This window comes from Acidobacteriota bacterium (assembly GCA_039030395.1).
GTDB lineage: Bacteria > Acidobacteriota > Thermoanaerobaculia > Multivoradales > JBCCEF01 > JBCCEF01.
Genome location: JBCCEF010000026.1, coordinates 17,447 through 34,859 on the forward strand (window position 1 = coordinate 17,447; position 17,413 = coordinate 34,859).

17 protein-coding genes and 1 pseudogene are annotated in these 17,413 nt (G+C 65.5%); 7 read left to right on the forward strand and 11 right to left on the reverse strand.

The genetic code is table 11. From position 1 onward, the window contains the following. Positions 1 to 11 precede the first annotated feature (11 nt). Entirely contained in the window at positions 12 to 1,679 is a 1,668-nt protein-coding gene (locus AAF481_17965) for an ABC transporter substrate-binding protein (protein ID MEM7483064.1), read from the reverse strand. 237 nt (positions 1,680 to 1,916) lie between these two features. Further along, complete coding sequence (locus AAF481_17970; GenBank protein MEM7483065.1) at positions 1,917 to 2,366, reverse strand: Hsp20/alpha crystallin family protein; 450 nt, start codon at positions 2,364 to 2,366, stop codon at positions 1,917 to 1,919. A 215-nt stretch (positions 2,367 to 2,581) separates the two neighbouring features. Between AAF481_17970 and AAF481_17975 the strand changes: the two genes are divergently transcribed. Further along, positions 2,582 to 3,961 carry an ATP-binding protein gene (locus AAF481_17975; GenBank protein MEM7483066.1) on the forward strand — a complete coding sequence of 460 codons (1,380 nt, stop codon included), beginning with the start codon at positions 2,582 to 2,584 and terminating at the stop codon, positions 3,959 to 3,961. Here AAF481_17975 and AAF481_17980 read toward each other — a convergent pair. From AAF481_17980 to AAF481_18010, 7 genes and pseudogenes are all read right to left on the reverse strand, one after another. Continuing rightward, entirely contained in the window at positions 3,941 to 4,111 is a 171-nt protein-coding gene (locus AAF481_17980) for a hypothetical protein (GenBank protein ID MEM7483067.1), read from the reverse strand. The genes AAF481_17975 and AAF481_17980 overlap by 21 nt on opposite strands. A gap of 19 nt (positions 4,112 to 4,130) precedes the next feature. Beyond that, entirely contained in the window at positions 4,131 to 5,657 is a 1,527-nt protein-coding gene (locus tag AAF481_17985) for an ADP-ribosylation factor-like protein (protein MEM7483068.1), read from the reverse strand. Between the two features lie 471 nt (positions 5,658 to 6,128). Further along, positions 6,129 to 6,491: a roadblock/LC7 domain-containing protein gene (locus tag AAF481_17990; GenBank protein MEM7483069.1), complete on the reverse strand. Its 363-nt coding sequence runs from the start codon at positions 6,489 to 6,491 to the stop codon at positions 6,129 to 6,131. Between the two features lie 79 nt (positions 6,492 to 6,570). Next, positions 6,571 to 7,227: pseudogene (locus AAF481_17995) on the reverse strand (DUF4388 domain-containing protein). Beyond that, on the reverse strand, positions 7,224 to 8,363 hold the full coding sequence (locus AAF481_18000) for an ATP-binding protein (protein ID MEM7483070.1): 1,140 nt from the start codon (positions 8,361 to 8,363) through the stop codon (positions 7,224 to 7,226). The pseudogene AAF481_17995 and the gene AAF481_18000 overlap by 4 nt, the downstream one beginning before the upstream one ends. A gap of 207 nt (positions 8,364 to 8,570) precedes the next feature. Continuing rightward, on the reverse strand, positions 8,571 to 9,944 hold the full coding sequence (locus AAF481_18005; protein ID MEM7483071.1) for a sigma-54 dependent transcriptional regulator: 1,374 nt from the start codon (positions 9,942 to 9,944) through the stop codon (positions 8,571 to 8,573). Between the two features lie 8 nt (positions 9,945 to 9,952). Further along, a complete protein-coding gene (locus tag AAF481_18010; protein ID MEM7483072.1) occupies positions 9,953 to 10,723 on the reverse strand; it encodes a HAMP domain-containing sensor histidine kinase in 771 nt (256 codons plus the stop codon). A 298-nt stretch (positions 10,724 to 11,021) separates the two neighbouring features. Between AAF481_18010 and rplU the strand changes: the two genes are divergently transcribed. The 6 genes from rplU (at position 11,022) to AAF481_18040 (ending at position 14,892) form a co-directional block, all read left to right on the forward strand. Next, positions 11,022 to 11,330, forward strand: a complete 309-nt coding sequence (rplU, locus tag AAF481_18015; GenBank protein MEM7483073.1) for a 50S ribosomal protein L21 — start codon at positions 11,022 to 11,024, stop codon at positions 11,328 to 11,330. A gap of 53 nt (positions 11,331 to 11,383) precedes the next feature. Further along, entirely contained in the window at positions 11,384 to 11,641 is a 258-nt protein-coding gene (rpmA, locus tag AAF481_18020) for a 50S ribosomal protein L27 (protein ID MEM7483074.1), read from the forward strand. A gap of 197 nt (positions 11,642 to 11,838) precedes the next feature. Then, positions 11,839 to 12,915, forward strand: a complete 1,077-nt coding sequence (obgE, locus tag AAF481_18025) for a GTPase ObgE (GenBank protein MEM7483075.1) — start codon at positions 11,839 to 11,841, stop codon at positions 12,913 to 12,915. After that, the gene (gene nadD, locus AAF481_18030; GenBank protein MEM7483076.1) at positions 12,912 to 13,526 is read left to right on the forward strand and encodes a nicotinate-nucleotide adenylyltransferase; all 615 of its coding nucleotides are present in this window, start codon (positions 12,912 to 12,914) and stop codon (positions 13,524 to 13,526) included. The genes obgE and nadD overlap by 4 nt, the downstream gene beginning before the upstream one ends. Then, positions 13,523 to 13,990: a ribosome silencing factor gene (gene rsfS / locus AAF481_18035; GenBank protein ID MEM7483077.1), complete on the forward strand. Its 468-nt coding sequence runs from the start codon at positions 13,523 to 13,525 to the stop codon at positions 13,988 to 13,990. Before nadD ends, rsfS begins: the two co-directional genes overlap by 4 nt. Then, on the forward strand, positions 13,987 to 14,892 hold the full coding sequence (locus AAF481_18040) for a sigma 54-interacting transcriptional regulator (protein ID MEM7483078.1): 906 nt from the start codon (positions 13,987 to 13,989) through the stop codon (positions 14,890 to 14,892). The genes rsfS and AAF481_18040 overlap by 4 nt, the downstream gene beginning before the upstream one ends. Before the next feature lie 208 nt (positions 14,893 to 15,100). Here the strand turns inward: AAF481_18040 and AAF481_18045 are convergent, their stop codons facing one another. Next, positions 15,101 to 16,123 (reverse strand): HD-GYP domain-containing protein, encoded by a 1,023-nt coding sequence (locus tag AAF481_18045; GenBank protein ID MEM7483079.1) that lies wholly within the window; start codon positions 16,121 to 16,123, stop codon positions 15,101 to 15,103. Between the two features lie 467 nt (positions 16,124 to 16,590). Further along, complete coding sequence (locus tag AAF481_18050) at positions 16,591 to 17,367, reverse strand: enoyl-CoA hydratase-related protein (GenBank protein MEM7483080.1); 777 nt, start codon at positions 17,365 to 17,367, stop codon at positions 16,591 to 16,593. Positions 17,368 to 17,413 lie beyond the last annotated feature (46 nt).

The window sequence follows — 17,413 nt, forward strand, 5'->3', positions numbered from 1 at the left end:
CGCCCGGGCGGTCAGCGGGTCGTGGCGACGGCGTCGATCACCCACCACTCGGGAAGGTTGTCGTGCTGGAAGAGCGCTGACGGTTTGGCGTCACGCACTCGCACGCTCAAGCCGACACTGCGCTTCGATTCCCACAGGAAGGTGTAGGGCAGACGCTGGTTCAAGATCTCCTGCATCTCCAGCAGCAGGGGTTCGGCGTCGGCCAGTTCCACCTGCACGGCGATCTCGTCCAAGATCTCGTCCACCCGCTCGTCCGAGAAACTGACGAAGTTGTTCCCCATGTCGGGGATCTTTCGGCTGTGGAAGGCGTAGCGAAAGTCCATGGTGGTGGGAAAGGTCCAGCCCATCACAACGGCGTCGAAGTCGCGCTCGTCTTTACGGGCTATGAAGTTCTGAAAGTCGATGACCTGGGGGGTGACGTCGATCCCGATGCGTTTGAGTTGGCTCTGGATCATCACGGTGGCATCCAGTCGCTGGCGATTGCCCACATTGGTGATCAGCTCGAAGGCGAAGGGTTCGCCGTCGCGGTCGAGAATGCCGTCGCCGTCAGTGTCCTGCCAGCCGTGATTCGCCAGGATTTCCTTCGCTCTCGACGGGTTGTAGGGGTAGGGCTCGAGCTGGTCGTTGTGGATCCAGACATTTTGCAGAATCGGCGAGTCCGAAACCCGGCCGGCATCGCCCCACAGGGCCTCCACCAGGGTGACGCGGTCGATCGCCAACGTGAGGGCCTGGCGCACTTCCTGGGCCTGGAACATCGGATGCTTCTGGTTCCAGCCGATGAAGATGAAGCTTGGACCCCAGTACTGCAGCAGTCTCACGCCCTCCGATTCCTTCAGACGGTCGAGCTGATCCGGTGCCGGGTTGCTCGCCATGTCGATCTGACCGGCGAGGAGCTGAGAGATTTGGTTGGACTGGTCGGTGACGATGCGGAAGACCACCCGGTCGAGGTACGGCTGCACCGGGTCCCAGTACTCGGGGTTGCGTTCCAGCACGATCTCCTGCTGCGGCGACCAGGAGGCGATCAGGAACGGGCCGCCGAAGACGGCGTTGTCGCGAAACCACTCGCTGCGTTGCCGCCACTCGGAAAAGGGAATCTCCGACCAGCGGTGCTTCGGCAGGACGTAGCTCTCGTTGAGGTGGAGCATCTGGTTCGGGTACACCCGGTCGAAGTGGAATCGAACGGTGTGCGGATCCACCACCTCGACGTCGGTGATCGACTCTTTGTACTCCACCGTGTCCCAGGCGACATCGGGATCGATCTGCGCCTGCCACGAGAACCGCACGTCCTCGGCGGTGATCGGGGCGCCATCGCTCCAGCGGGCGGTCTTGCGCAGCTTGAAAGTGGCCGTCTTATGGTCCTCGGACCATTCCCAGCTCTCCGCCAGACTCGGTGTGAAACTGGGCGGGCCGTCCTCGAAATCCGCCTGCTCTCGGGCGAGCTGCGGGAAGACGTGGCGCAGGACCAGTTCCGTCGGCCGGTTGGAGGACACGATCAGCGGATTGAAGCCGCTGATGTCGGCGCTGGTGGCGATGATGATCGATCCGCCCCGCTTCGGTTCGTTGTCCTGCGGCGGGTCCTGCTCCGGCGCGCTCCGCGGACCGCAGCCGGCCAAAAGTAGGGAAAGGCTCAGGGCGGCGAGGGCGGTGGCGGCGAGGAGCGGAAGGAGTTTTGTCTTCATGGTGTAGACGCATCCTACCGGATTGTTCGCCCGCCACCCGACCCGTGAAAGAAAGCACAAGAAAACCGCCCGGAATGCCGGGCGGTGGAGGGTCTGATGGAGGGCTTTCGTTCGGCACCCCGCGCCCGAGCCCGAAGGGCGAGGCGGCAGCGGAGCTGCCGAGGACGGGGTGAGCCCGAAAGTGTTCTTTCGGGCGAGGGGCGGACCGCGTGCGGGCGCCCAGCCCCCTGGCGATCATCAGCCTGCAATCTCAATCTTGCGCGGCTTGGACTCCTCGGCCTTCGGTAGTTCGATGGTCAGCAGGCCGTCAGAGAAGGACGCGTTCACTTGATCCGTTTGGACGTTCGAAGGCAGGGTAAAGGAGCGCGAGAAGGAACCGTAGGCGCGCTCGATGCGGTGGTAGCTCTCGCGCGAGCTGTCCTGCTCGAATTTGCGCTCGCCGCGCAGGGTGATCATGCGGTTTTCGAGGGTGATGTCCACGTCCTCGCGCTTCATCCCCGGCAGCTCGACGAAAAGGGTCAATGCCTCGTCGGTCTCGCGCACGTCCACCGACGGGATCCAGCTACGGTTGGACACTTCCTCGCTCGGCCGCGACAGGGAGAAGGCGTCGCCAAAACTCTGGTCAAAGAAGCGGTGCAGGCTGTTGCGGAAGAGGTCGGGGGTGGTGCGAACCATTCCATTGCTCATAGCTTTCTGTCTCCTGAGGACCTGCCGACGCCGGGTCGGTTCAGCTCCTGGGTTGGTTCAAGCAGCGCTCAGATCCACTCGATCTTGGCGCAATCGTAGTGATTAACGCTAAGGTAATGCCGTTCATTCCCGGAAATTGAAAAAATTTTAGTAAATCCAGCTAAGATTCTGGTGGAGGTAGTTTGACAATCCCGGTGCTATTCTTGAAAACCGCCATGGCCTCCGCGACCCAATCCTCCCGCCGCCTGCTCTTTGGCTCCATCGCCTTCGGCCTTTTCGTGCTCTTCGAGCTGGCGCTCTTCGGGGTGTTGATCTTCCAGTCCCTCTCGAAGCGCGAAGTGAACAAGGTGTTGCTCGAAACCCAAGCCGAAGCGCAGCTCCTGGCGGATCAGATCGCCAGCGGGGCGGAGAGCCAGCGCGATCCGGATCTGTTCACGGCGGTGGCTTCCCAGCGGCTGGTGACCACCCTGATCGAAGAGATCCTGCACGAGAAGAAACTGGTGAAGCACATGCGGATCCTCGACGCCGAAGGCACGCTGGTGTGGGAGGGCTACAGCGAGCAGACTCGGCGGGTGCGGCCTTTCCCGGAGGGCGATGAACTGGCGGCCGGTGAGCGGCGGGTGTCAGAGGTGGTCAATGAATGGGAGGAGCCCTTCGAGCGGGTGGAGGTACCGATCGACGTGTTCGGAACCTTGCAGGTGGGGATCAACCCGGACGAGCTGGCGGCACGCCTCGGCGTATTGCGCCAGGATCTGATCCGCCAAGCGGTGATCATCGGCGCCGTTTCGATCCTGCTCCTGCTCACCGCTTACGCGGTGATCTGGCGCTTGGCGCGCAAGACCAGCCGACTCGAAGAGCAGGCCGCCGAGGCGGAGCGGCTGGCCTATATCGGAACCCTGGCGTCGGGCCTGGCGCACGAGATCCGCAACCCCTTGAATTCTTTGAACCTCAACATGCAGATGTTGCAAGAGGACGAGGCCGATGCCGGCAACCAGCGTCTACTTTCGATCACCCGCTCGGAAATTGGGCGGCTGGAAGGCCTGGTGACGGACTTTCTATCCTACGCCCGGCCGCGCCCGCCGGAGGTGGAGACGGTGGCCGTCGCCGGTTTGTTGGAACGCACCCGGCAGCTCCTGGTCGGCACCGCTCGGCGAGCGGAGGTGGATTTCGAGGTGGTGGACCGCACCGGTGGCGCGTCCCTCGAGGTGGATGCGGAGCAGCTCGGTCAGTTGCTCCTCAACCTGGCCCAGAATGCCCTGTCGGCGGTGGAAGAGGTGGAGCGGCCGGGAAAGATCTGGCTGCGGGCGAAGGCCGAAGGCGAGGCGGTGGTGCTGTCGGTAGAAGACAACGGCGCGGGCCTCGGCGATGCCGATCGCGAGCGCCTCTTCGACCTTTTCTATTCCAACCGCAAGGGCGGCACCGGCTTGGGCCTCGCCATCGTCCAGCGCATTGCGGCGGCCCACGGCGGCCGGGTCGTGGTGGCTGATCGACCCGGCGGCGGCACCATCATGTCCGTGCACCTGCCGCAGGCGCGCGGCAAGGCACCGTCGCCGGCCTCCGTGCCGGCGGCGGCGCTAAGCGCGGGGCACCGCTAGGGCGTCGAAGTCGTCGGGGGAGAGGAACTGGTCGAGGTCTTCATTGCCACACATCGGGCAGAGACACTCGAGCAGGTCCGTGTCCTTCCACTCAAAGACATAGACGGGCGATTCGCATTCCAGGCAGATCAGGTAGTCCGGTGCGCTCATCAGGCCCACGATCCTACCTTCACGTCCTAGCGATTTCGACCAAGGAGTCGACGATTCCCGGTGCCGTGGTCTGTGACCTCCGGCGGCTGAGCTCTGCGGCCAACTCGGTCCGGTCTCCCGCCCAGGTCCTCAAGCCGTCGGCCAGGGCTCTCGGCAGATCCCGTACCGGCCGTTCGCTGTCCGTTTCGGCCCTTTCCTCACCGGACTCCGGCTCGGCGGGGGTCGTCGGCATCAGGCCGGTGAAGACCCAGCGGCCGTCTTCCGGCCCGACACTGTCCAGGTTGGGGTGGAGGGGGTCCAGTTCCGGGCGATCGCGCAAGGTCATCAGAGCCTCGGCAGCGGTCACCAGGCGGTGGGCGAGTTCCGTCGCTTCGCCGTTGGCGAAAGCGTCAAGGAGGAGTCCCCGCAGGGTCGCGCTGCGGCCGACGACCTGCCACAGTCGCCACCGGCGGAGCGAGTCCTCGGCGAGCACGATGCAGCGCTTCGAAGACAGAAGACCGCCGAGACGCGAGTGCCAGCGCGCCCAAGCGATCAGCCGCTGGCGGCCGGTTTCGAGCTGATCGTAGCGAGCGCCGGGCGGTGAGTGAATGAGCCACCGGGGATTTCCCACGTCGGCCCAGCCGCCACCGGTGAGGCGGCCCATGCGCGCGGTATCGGGCTCGGCCTCGTGCAGGATGATGCGCCCGCCGATGGGGGGCCAGATCATGCCGCCGGGGATCGACGGGTCGGGGGGGCGCGGCACCGCCTCGTGGCGGTCGCCGTGGGAGTGCGGATCCGCTGCCCGCGGTTCGTGCACCTGCGGCCCCGTCGGTCGGGCGACCGGTTCTTGGGTCGTCCCTTGCGGAGGGCCTGCGGCGGGCACTTCCTGGCGCGGCTGGGCGCCGGCCAGCCGGAGCGGCATCTCGCCTTCCATCGCCTGCAGGGCGCCCAGCAGGTCAGCGGCGTTGTCGACCGCCGGCGAGCCCTCGGCCAGAACGCCGAGGCGGGTCATCTCGCGGGCCCGGTCAAGCGCTAGCCGGACGGCGAGGATGAAAGTCTCGCGGATACCTCGGCCCTGGGACGCCACCGACTCGGTCACCGCCACCAGGTTTCCCGAGGAGAGTCGCTCGCGCACTCGATCGAGGGACAAGGCGCCGGGCAGATCTCGTTTGTTGGCTTGGAGGATGACCGCCGGACGCGGCTCGATGGGATTCAGCAGGGCATTCAGTTGATCGAGCGCCTCGAGATCGGCATCTAGGCACTCCTCGACGGTGTCGGCGACAAAGACGATCGCGTCGGCGGACTCCAGCAGAGCCCGCCGACGAGGCCACAGGCTCGTCTGGCCGGGTACGGTGACCACCTGGCAGCGGATGGACCTGCCGTCGAAGCGGCCGCCGACGTAGTCCAGCCAATCAAAATAGAGGGTCCTTCCTTCCGATTCGCCGGCGCACACCACCTCGCGACCGAGGCTCTTTCCGAGGGCTATGAGACTCGAAGTCTTTCCAGCCTGGGGCGGCCCGTCGTAGACGATACGGACGACCAGTTGACCCTGATCGAGGATGGCCATGATGCAAAGAGTCGAGAAGGTGGACGCCCCGGGTGCCGATCCGCCCCGGGACGGGAGCGCCTTCTGCCGACTCGACTCAGGCCAGTTCGCCGATGTAGCGGGCGACCGCCGAGCGAACGATCGCCAGGTTGGTGGTGGACCGGTCGGCGGCCAGGTAGAGGAACGAGCCCTTGCCGATCAGCTTGATCAGGTGGATCTGATCGCTGAGCGTCAGCAGCATGTCCTCGAGGTCGGACTTGAGGCCCAGGCTGTGGATGGTCTTGAGCTTCAACTTGACCATCTCGCTGTTGTAGGCACTCGCCGTCGACAGGTCGAAGTCCGGTCGCTCGCTGCGCGTGGCCAGGGTCATTCCCGAGTCCATGTCGACCAGCGACGCGCCGATGAAGCCGTTCACATCGGCCTTGATTTTGTCGATCACCGCGTTCATTTCTTGTTCCGTTGCCATGTCATTTCCTCCTAGGTTTTGATTTGTTAGATGACCAGGTTCTTCTCGGCCTGGCCGAGCTGGTGACGGCCCATCGCCAGATTGGCCCGGTTCTTGTCGAGCACCAGATAGATGAACAGGCCGTCGTTGTTCGACAGGGGACGAATCAGGTGATACTGCCTGCTCAGGGTGATCAGGATGTCGTCGATCTCGTCGTCCAGCGCCAGCGACTTCATTGTCGCCCGCTTCGCCCGCACCACTTCCGTGTTGCCGGCCGCCGCCACTTCCAGATCCATCTGACCCCCGCCGTGCGATCCCAGCATCATGCCGCTGTTGCTGTCCACGATGCAGGACCCCACGAACCCGGTGATGTCGCCCAGAACTTCCAGAGTTTCGTTCACGTTCGCCATATTCACTCTCCTCTTTCGATTGCGGAGTTTCGGAGAACTCCGATGAACCCCTCTCTTGCTGCATCCTGGATTCGTCCAGGCGTTGCAAGCCCTCCAACATCAACTCCTGCCACGGAACCTCGATCGAGGCCTCGGCGGCGACGGCACCGGGTTCGGTGCTGAAGTCGCCTCCTCCCCAGGTCAAGACCTCGTAGGCTGCTTCGGCGCCGACCTGATCTCCCAGGGCGGCATGGACGATGTCTCCGTTGGAGAACCACAACTGACCCTGTTGCGCACCGTTGCGCAGCGTCAGCGCGCCGGTGAAGCGGGACAGGGCGTAGATTTGAACCAGATCCGGCAGGGACATCAGCTCGACGGATCCGGAGAATCCCTGCGCCTGTTCGAGCGCGCGCTCCACCACCTTCAGAAGGTCGGCGGAGGGGAACGGCTTCTCCAGATACTCGATCGAACTCTTGCGGATCTCGAGCTGAACTTCCGATGTTCCATAGGCGGTCATCAGCACTGCCGCCAGCGCCGGTTTGACCTTGCGCGCGGCCACCAGCAAGTCGATGCCGCTCATCCCCGGCATCCGCAGGTCGGTGACCACCGCGTCGGGCGGATTCTCGCGGATCGCCGCCAGGGCCTCCTGCGGATCCGAGTAGGACGACGTCTCCCAGTCCGATCGTGCCTTGCCGAGCCGGCGGGCCAGGGTCCAGGCCAGGTCCTGCTCGTCATCGACCAGGAAGACGCGGGTCACGGTGCGGCCTCCTCGAGCGGTGCGGCGGGCAGGGCGAGGGCGAAGACCGTCTCCCCCCGCCGAGAGCGGACTTCGAGGGAGCCGTGATTGCGCGAAGCCACCAGCCGGGCGACCGCCAAACCGAGTCCGGTGGAACCCGGCTTGGTGGTAAAGAATGGCTCGAACACCCGCGTCATCAGGTGGGCCGGAATGCCGGGGCCCCGATCGAGGACCTCGAACAATACCCGCTGGTGGTCGTCCGCGCCGGAGCGCACCCGTACCTCGACTTCCGAGGCCGGCTCGCCGGCTTCGACGGCGTTGAGGATCAGGGCTTTCAGGCAACTGGCGGTTTGTGGCGCGTCCGTCAACACGCGCGGCGCGCCGGGATCGATTTTGACCCGCACCTGGTCGCCGACGCCGGTCAGGGCGAGGGCGGTCTCGACCAGGAACCGCGGTTGAATCGGCGAGGTGAGCGAGATCGCCGTACCGCCCAGGTCGAGGCAACTTTGCACCAGGCCCTCGAGGCGATCCACCAGCCTGCGGATCCGCACCGCGTACTCGACTAGTGGGCTGCCGGTGGGCAGCTCTTCGAGCAGTCCCTCCGCCAGGCCTTGTATCGCGGCAATGGGATTGCGCACTTCGTGGGCGAAGCCCGCCGCCAGCCGGCCGGTGGCCGCCTGGTATTCGATCTCTCGCATCCGCTCATCGAGCGACCGGCCGTCCTCCAGGCTGCGGAAGATGATCAAGGCACGAATGCCGCTGGCGGTCGGAAACTCGGTCCGCTGCGGCACGACCGTGAGGCCGATCTCCCGCGGCGTATCGTCTCCGGCCGGTACGAACACCGCGAGGCGGCGCTCCTCGCCGCCCTCAATTACCGCCCGTAGCGCTTCGACCATGGAGTCCTGGCCGAGAAAGCCTTCCAAGACCTCGCTGGTGTCGAGGTCCTCCACGGTGATGCCAAGGGCGTCCAGGCCGGCTGAATTGATGTAGCGGACCCGCAACTTCCCGTCGAGAGCGATCACCCCGGCCGGCAGGAGTTCGAGAATGCCCTCTAGGGCGACGGCCTTCGCGGAGCCGGTTGCGCCACCGGCGGGTCTCGCCGGCGAGGCTGAGCCTTTGGGCGACGGGGGCTCCTTGAGGTGGATGAACGGGGGCACGTGGTCTTCTCCAGTGCCGAGCTGCGGCCCGGCTTGGTGGTGTACAAAGCAGCTATCGGGCCAGCCCTCGGACGGCAAGGTAGCCGAGATAAAGTCCATAAAATGTGTGCTTTGAAGGCGAAGCGCAAGGGATTGCAGAGTCTCTCGGTCTCCAAATGGAGACCGGATTCAGTCTCCATTTGGAGACTGGCAGGGGCTAGGCGCGCGTCAGGCTTGCTGCGGCGAGAGGCCGTGCCGCTGGAGCTTCTTGTAGAGGCCGCTGCGTGAGATTTCGAGCACCCGAGCCGCCTCGCGGACGTCGCCGGAGAACCGTCGGAGGGTGTTCTGGATGTGCCGTTTCTCGGCTTCCACGAGGCTGGGAACGGGACCCGAAGCCAGTCCGGCCGTCGCCTCCGATCCGGGTTGCGCGCCGCCTCCGTTGCCGATGGCGCGTTCCACCTCGTCAGCACCGATCGAACGGATGCGGCCAAAGAGTAGGGTGCGCTCAATGACGTTGCGCAGTTCGCGAACGTTGCCCGGCCAGGAATGCTCCAAGAGCTTCTCTTCGGCCTCCGGCTCGAGTTCCGGTGCGCTGCAGCCCAGCTCTTGAGCGAGGCTTCGGCTCAAGCTGCGGGCGAGTTGGACGATGTCTTGCCGCCGCTGGCGCAGCGGTGGAACGACCAGTCGGACGGTGTTGATGCGGTACAGGAGGTCGAGCCGGAAGTGGCCGGTCTGCGAGCGCGCCTCCAGGTCGTGATGGGTGGCGGCCATCAGCCGCACTTCGGCCCGCCGCTGGCGCACATCGCCGAGGCGGCGGAAGGTCTTCTCTTCGAGAACTTTGAGCAGCCGCGGTTGGACCTCGGGGCTCATGTCCCCGATCTCGTCGAGGAACAGGCTGCCCCGGTGGGCGACCTCGAGCAGCCCCGGTTTGGCGGTCACCGCGCCGGTGAAGGCGCCTTTCTGATGACCGAACAGTTCGCTCTCGAGGAGTTGGCGGGACAGACCGGCGCAGTTGAGGTCGACCCACGGCTCGTCCCGCCGCGGTCCGTTCTGGTGCAGCCAGCGCGCCAGGACTCCCTTGCCGGTTCCGGTTTCGCCCTGGATCAGCACCGATACCGGCACCGCCGCCACCTGGAAGGCTTCCTCCTTCAGGCGCTCGATCGCCGCGCTCGTGCCGACAAAGGGGTCGACTTCCTGTCGCCGGTCACGCTGTTGAGAGGCCTGGTAGACGCGTTCCGCCTTGCGGCTGTCGGCCAGCCGCCGGGCCATCGTCGCCAGGGTGTCGAGTTCCACCGGTTTGGCGAGAAACTGCTGCGCACCCTCCTTGATCGACTCGACCGCAAGCTGGATGGTCGCCTCGCCGGTCAATACAATGGCCGCCAGGCCGGGCTCGTGGCGGCGCAGGGTACGCAGCAGGGCCAGGCCGTCGCCGTCCGGCAGCCGATAGTCGACGACCACCACCTCCGGTCGCGCTTCGAGGAATTTCTCGGCCGCTTCCGAGAGCCGCCCGGCTTCGATGACCTGGAAGCCGCGTCGGCTGAGAAACCGGGCGATGGCGAACCGAAGATCCTCTTCGTCTTCGACCAGGAGGAGTTTGCCCAACTCGCCGCTCACCCCGCGGACCCGTGCGCGGGCAGCGTCACCCGGGCCACCGCGCCGCCGGTCTTGCGGTTGCGCAGGGCGATCTGGCCCTTGTGTTCGGCCACCACCTTCTGCACGATCGACAGGCCGAGGCCGGAACCTCCCCGTCGCCGGCTGAAGAACGGTTCGAAGGCGCGAGCGAGTTCGTCCGGCGCGAAGCCCGGTCCCCGATCCTGAATCGAGAGCACCACCGAACCACCCTGGGCACGAAGGGCGAGACGCACGACCCGCTCGCCGGGCGCGGCCTCGATGGCCGTGTGCTGAATCGCATTGTCCAGGAGGTTCTGGATCATCCGCCGGAGCGCCGCCGGATCCCCTGCCACTTCCGCGTCGCCGACGCAGAGTTCCGGTTGCAACTCGACCTGCGACGTCAGGAGCGCCAGGTCGGCGGTGGCGATGACGTCCTTCACCAGGCTCCGCATCGCAACCGCTTCGCGCCGCTGGCGGCTCGGACGGGCGAGTTCCAGCAAGCAGTCCATCAGGAGCGCCAGACGGCGAGCGTCGCGCTGGATGCGAACGCCGTACAGGTCGAAGGGCGCCTCCGGCTCGTCGGTCCAGGCCTCCAGGCCGGCGAGGATTGAGGCCAAGGGATTGCGGGCCTCGTGGGCGATTTCGGCCACCAGCCGGCCCAGGGTTTCGAAGCTCGGATGGTCGTTCGTCGGGTCTTGTGAAGGTTTCCGTGAAGGTTTGGCGCGGAGGCCACGGGTGGGCTCCGCGAAGGTCAGCAAGTTCTCGCGCATGGATACATCCCCCTCAAACAATCAAAACCAGCGACATCGCCCCGATGCCGCCGAACGGCGTCATTGTAACCTAAGTCGCTTGTTTGTAGTCACTTATGGTGCTTTTCGAAATTCTAGAAGGGCGGTTTTTAGGCTGTGAAGTGAGACTTCCGGTGGCTCTTCCGAAAGCGAGCGGACTCCGCGCCGCTCCGAGGAGTCAGTGGGCCGGTCGTTGACCCCTCTGGGAGGCCGTGATACGTTCTCCCGTCCACAACGCTGTGGAATGCCGTAGGAGTGTGTCCCTAGGAGTTTGTTCCCAATGTATGCATTGATCGAAGCTGGTGGAAAGCAATACCGGGTCGAGCCCGGCGATGTGATCGACATCGAGATGATGGCCGAGGTCGAGGATTCCGTGTCCTTCGACCGCGTGCTGATGGTGTCCGACGGAAGCGACGTCACCGTGGGTACACCGGTGGTGGACGGAGCCGTTGTCAAGGCGTCCGTTGTCGACCAGGTGCGGGGCCCTAAGATCCGCGTCTTCAAGATGAAGCGCCGCAAGGGCTACCGGCGGACCAACGGTCACCGGCAGAACTACCTGCGGGTGCGGATCGACGACATCTCGGCTTGACGCCGCGCGTCCGGCTCTCCGCCCACGCGGCGGCGGCGCGAAAGGAGTGACAGATGGCACATAAGAAAGGGCAGGGATCGAGCCGCAACGGCCGCGATTCGAATCCGAAGAACCTGGGCGTCAAGATCTACGGCGGCCAGGCCATCAAGAGCGGGCAGATCATCCTGCGCCAGCGGGGAACCCCCTTCAAAGCGGGTGAGAACGTTGGCCGTGGCAACGACGACACGCTGTTCGCCATGGCCCCTGGAACCGTCGAATTCCAGGATCGTGGGCGCCACGGCAAGGTCGTGCACGTCCGCCTTGGCGAGTAGCGGGTCGCTGAAATAGCGCTTCGCGTATGATTTCAGCAACGCCGCTACTCCGTTCTTCTCAGGGGGCCGGGCGCCCCCTCGCCCTGCGGGCTCACCCCGTCCATGGCGGCTCCGCCGCCGCCTCGCCCGTAGGGCTCGGAGTGAACTGCCGGCCGGCGTTGGTACCCTGGTAGTACGATCTCCTTCTCTAGAATTCCTTGATTTTTCTCGACGAAGCGAAAATCCGCGTCCTGGGTGGGCGCGGAGGATCGGGCTGTGTTGCTTTTCGGCGCGAGAAGTTCGTGCCGAAGGGCGGGCCGGCCGGTGGTGATGGGGGCAAGGGCGGTTCCGTGTGGCTGCGAGCGGACGCCGGCATGAATACCCTTTTCCCCCTGCGTGGCAAGTACCGGTGGGCCGCCGAGCGCGGGCGCCACGGCGAGGGTTCCGACAAGACCGGCCGAAGCGGCGCGGACACGGTGATCCTGGTTCCCTGCGGTACTCAGGCCTGGGACATCGAGAGCGGCAAGCTGCTCGGTGAACTGCTGGCCGAGGGGGAGCGATTGGAGGTTGCCGCCGGCGGCGACGGTGGCCGCGGCAACGCCCGCTTCGCCACCGCGACCAACCGCGCGCCGCGGCGCGCCGAGCCGGGATTCCCGGGCGAAGAGCGGGAACTGCGGCTGGAACTCAAGCTGATCGCCGACGTCGGTGTGGTGGGCTTGCCGAATGCCGGCAAGTCGACCTTCATCAGCCGAGTGACGGCGGCGCGCCCCAAGATCGCGGATTATCCCTTCACCACTTTGGTGCCGCAACTCGGAGTGGTCGCCTCGGACGTCATGGCCGATCCTTTCGTGATCGCCGATCTGCCGGGACTGATCGAGGGTGCCTCCGAAGGTGCGGGCTTGGGATATCGCTTCCTGCGGCACGTGGAGCGCTGCCGGGTGCTCCTGCACCTGGTCGATCTCTCCACCATTGAAGGCGATGTGGCGGACGACCTGGAGGCGATCGAAAAGGAGCTAGGCGCCTTTCGCCAGGAGCTACTGGATCGCCCCCGGCTGATCGTTGGCAGCAAGGCGGATGCAGGCCTGCCGGAGCGCCGTCAGGGGCTGCGCGCCGCCGCCGCCGAACGCGGAGCGCCGTACTTCGAGATCAGTTCGGTGACCGGCGAAGGCTTGGCCGTGGCGTTGCGGGAACTCGCCCGACGCCTGGCCGAGGCGAAGCGCGCCGAAGGAGCGGAGGATAGCGAGGAAACGGTGGAGTGGTCGCCCCTTGGTCCGCCGCGCGGAGAGGATTCTTGAAGGGGCGCATCGGCCTCTTCGGAGGCAGCTTCGACCCGGTCCATCGCGGCCACCTCGATCCGATTCTCGATGCCCGCCGCCGCCTCGGCCTGGAGCGCGTGATCTTTCTGCCGACGGCGCGACCGCCGCACAAGCCGAAGCGGCGCTTTGCACCGGCGCTGATGCGCTACGCGATGGTCGAACTGGCTTTGCTCGACGAGCCGGACCTATGGGTGTCAGACCACGAACTCCTGGGCGAGGGGCCAACCTACACGGTGGATACGGTGGCTCATTTCGCCGACCGCTGGCCGGGGGCGGAGCTGGTGCTGTTGATCGGCAGCGACTCGTTCGCCGAATTGCCCACCTGGAGGCGCTGGCGGGAACTGATCGAACGCATTCGCCTGGCCGTGCTGGTGCGTCCCGGCTGGGAGCCGGAAGCCCTGCGGGGTGAATTGCCGGCGGAATTGCGGCGGTTGATGGACCGTCAGCGGATCGACTTCGTGGCGGACCGGCCGCGACCGATTTCTTCGACCGACCTGCGGGATCGGCTGGCCACCGGCGATGAGTTGCCGGACGGCTGGATCCCTGAGCAGGTGCTACGATTCATTGAGAAATACAAGCTCTACCGATGAAAACAGCCAGCCCATCCGAATCCCCGTCCGAATCCAACGCCCAGACCGGCCGGTCCGGCAAGCCAGAGGTTCCCGACGTCAGCGCTCGCGTTGCCCTCGCCGTCGCGGCGGCGGAAGACCGCCAGGCGGCCGATCTGCGGGTGCTCGACCTGTCCGAGGTGAGCGGTTTCACGGACTACTTCATGCTCTGTAGTGGCACCAACGAACGCCAGGTGCAAGCCATCGCAGAAGCGGTGGAAGGGGCTCTGCGGTCGCACGGAGTTCGCGCTCTCCACGTCGAGGGCCTGCGCGCCAGCGCCTGGGTTTTGCTCGACTTCGGGTCGCTGGTGGTCAACGTCTTCCTCGACGAGAGCCGGCGCTACTACGGCCTCGAGAATCTCTGGAACGACGCTCCGGAGGTCACCGCGGACTTCACCCAAGCCGGCACCGCGGCCGCCGACGGCGATTTCCCCAACGGAGATTGAGCCCCGACCTCGCCACCCTGCTCGCCACCTCTCCGGCCCTGCGCCGGCAACTGGTCGGCATCGAAAAGGTTGCCGGGGTGCTCGCCCCGGTGCTGCTCCTTGGCGAGGCCGGTAGCGGCCGCTCGACCTTGGCCCGCGCCCTCCACCGGGCCGGTGGCCGACCGCAGGGGCCACTGGTCGAGGTCGACTGCGGCGCTATTCCTCCGGATCTCTTCGACAGCGAATTGTTCGGCTATCGTGCCGGCGCCTTCACCGGCGCGGTGAGCGATTCCCCCGGCCGCCTCGGCCGGGCCGCCGGCGGCACGCTGGTGCTCGATCGGGTGGAGAGCCTTCCCCAGAGCGTGCAGCCCAAGCTGCTGCGGGTGGTGGCGGAGGGAGTCTTCTCGCGTCTCGGAGGCGAGGAACAGGCGGCCGACGTGCGCTTTGTGGCGATCGGTGGATCGGATCTGCCGCGGCGGGTCGAGGGCGGGGCCTTCCGCTCGGATCTCTACTACCGGCTGGCGGTGGTGTCTTACGAGGTGCCGCCGCTGCGCGACCGGCGCGACGAGATTCCGCACTTGGCCGAAGCGCTGCTGGCGGATCTAGCAATCCGTCTGGGCCGGTCGCCGGACATCGACCTCGACCGCCAGGCTCTGTCGTGGATGACCGGCCATCCCTGGCCGGGAAATCTGACCGAGCTGCGCAATGTCCTGGAGCGCTCGCTGGTAGTGAATACCTCCGGCTCGGTGCTGGCCCCGGAAGCCCCGGCGTCGGCCCGTCCCCGGTCCTTGGCGGAAGTGGAGAAGGAAGAGATCCTGCGCGCCCTGGCCCACACCCGCGGCCATCAGGGGCGTGCGGCCGAAATGCTCGGCATCAGCCGCAAGGCACTGTGGGAAAAGCGCCGCCGCCACGGCATTCCCTAGCGACCACCATACTTTGCAGAATCTCGGTTGAGCCAGAACCTTTGCAACTAGGTCCCGAACCCGGAGGGTGAGGCGGCGGCGGAGCCGCCGAGGACGGGGTGAGCCCGAAAGCAGAGCTTGCGGGTGAGGGGCAGGCCGCGTCCGGGCCTAGAGACCATCAGCAAAAGGGCTGCTGAAATCATGCGCTAGGCGCTTCAGCAGCCCCCATTTACCCGACCTTCTGTTGGTCGTCGCGCAGGTCACCGGGGTGCCGGTCGCTCGGCAACCGCAAATCAACACTGCCGCGCAGGCTGCGCAGCCGGCGCAGTTCGACCTCCGGGATCTGAACGAACACCTCCACAACATCCGGGTCGAGCTGCGAACCGGCCACCCGCTCCAATTCCTCGATCGCCTCCTTGTGGCCCTTGGCGCGCCGATAGGGCCGCTCCGAGGTGATCGCATCGTAGGTATCGACCACGGCGAAGATGCGCGCCGTCAAGGGGATTTCTTCGCCCGACAGGCCACGCGGATAGCCGGCGCCGTCCCACCGTTCGTGGTGGCTGTAGACCACCGACAGGGCCGGCTTCAGGAACTTCACGTCGGCGAGAATCTCGTAGCCCCAGTTGGCGTGCTGGCGCATGATGTGCCATTCCTCTTCGGTCAGCGGTCCGACCTTGCGCAGGATGGCGTCCGGCACGGCGATCTTGCCGACATCGTGGAGTAGCGCACCCCACTCGATAGCGCGCAGGAAGTCCGGCCGGTGGATGTTCATGGAACGCGCCAGGGCGACGGCGTACTGGGCGACCCGGAAGGAATGGCCACTGGTCTCCTGGTCGCGAGCGTCCACCGCCGCCACCACCGCGCCGATCGCTTCTACGTAGGAGCTTTCGCGGTCTGTCTGGGATTGCTCGAAGGAGTGAACCAGGTGGCGCAGAGCCTGGCGCAGGTGCTCGATCTCTCGGATCTGCTGTGTGTCGAGCATGCTCTGAGACAGTTCGTGGACGCCGCCGAAGTCCCGCCGCCGGGTGCCCGCGTGGGCCATTTCTTCTGTCATTTCCGAAAGCTGGCGGAGCGGCCGGGAAAGATCCCGGGAAACGGCCCAGGCAATCACGCCGGCGATGCCCAGGGCGAGCGCCGCCAAGAAAAAGATTCGCAGTGGGAAGGAGGAAATGTAAGAACTTACAAGGACGCCCAAGAACCCGATCGTCACCAGCAAGAACGACGTTCCGAATACACGAGTCTGGAGCCTCATCGAGAAATCTCCAGGATCCACTTCGGACGGGGCAGCGGTCCGTTCGTTTCAGAACAGCCCAACAAGAAAATCTTCAATCCCAACACCGGCGGAATTATATGCCAATTTTCCCCAATGAGCGAGGCCTTAACGGCATCTGCGCTAATCTAAATTGGCAGTAGTGTAGATTTGTAAATGTTATGGTTTGCGACGTTTTCGGTTTCTCTCGGCCCGGTTCCATCCGGGTGGAAAATATTCGTGCGAGGGGATAACCGGCGGCGTTTCTCGCGCGCTACCCGGCGCGCCGAGAGACGGCTGGAGCGCGCCGGGAGCCACTTTGAAAAAAATTCAGGCGGTCGAACCTCCGCCGAGCGGCGGGGTAATCCGCGGATTCTTTACGCCGAGAGCCTCGAATTTCGAGGCGCAACGAGTCGGTGAGTCGAGGGGGCGGTCCCGCGTCCGGGCGCCCAGCCCCGCTCGAAAATGAGTCACCGTCCTTGCCAGGCGGCCGGCCGCTTGTTCAGGAAAGCGTCTACGCCCTCGGCCTTGTCCTCCGTTGAGAAAGCGAGGCAGAACAGGTCGCGCTCGTAGCGAATGCCGTCATTGAGCGGGAACTGCGCCGCGGCGTGCACGGCCTCCTTGGCGATGCGCAAGGTGAGCGGGCTTTTCGAGGCGATCTTGGCGGCCAGCTCCAGGGTCTTCTCCCGCAGCTCGTCCGCTGGGAACACCATTTCGACCAGGCCGATGGAGTGGGCTTCCGCCGCCGGGATCATGTCGCCGGTGAGCATCATGCGCATGGTCTGACCGAGGCCGACCAGTCGCGGCATGCGCTGGGTGCCACCGCCGCCGGGGATCAGGCCGAGGTTGATCTCCGGCTGGCCGAAGCGCGCCTTGTCCGAGGCGACCCGCAGATCACAGGACATGGCGAGCTCACAGCCGCCGCCGAGACAGAAGCCGTTGACCATCGCGATCACCGGCTTCGAGAAACTCTGCATTACGTCGAAGATGCGGGGACTGCGCATGGCGTGGCGCTGATCGAAGGGGGAGCGCCCCTCGAACTCGCCGATGTCGGCGCCGGCCACAAAGGACTTTTCGCCGGCGCCGGTGATCACCACCACGCCGACGGAATCGTCCGCCTCGAGGCGCTCGACGGCTTCCATCATCTCGTCGCGCACCTGTTGGTTGAGGGCGTTCAGTTTGTCCGGCCGGTTGATGGTCAACACCATCACCCGTCCGTGCTGTTCTTCGAGCAGGGTCTTCTCCATGGGATATCTCCTCCGTCCAGTCCGATGGTTTTTGAATGGGGTGCTC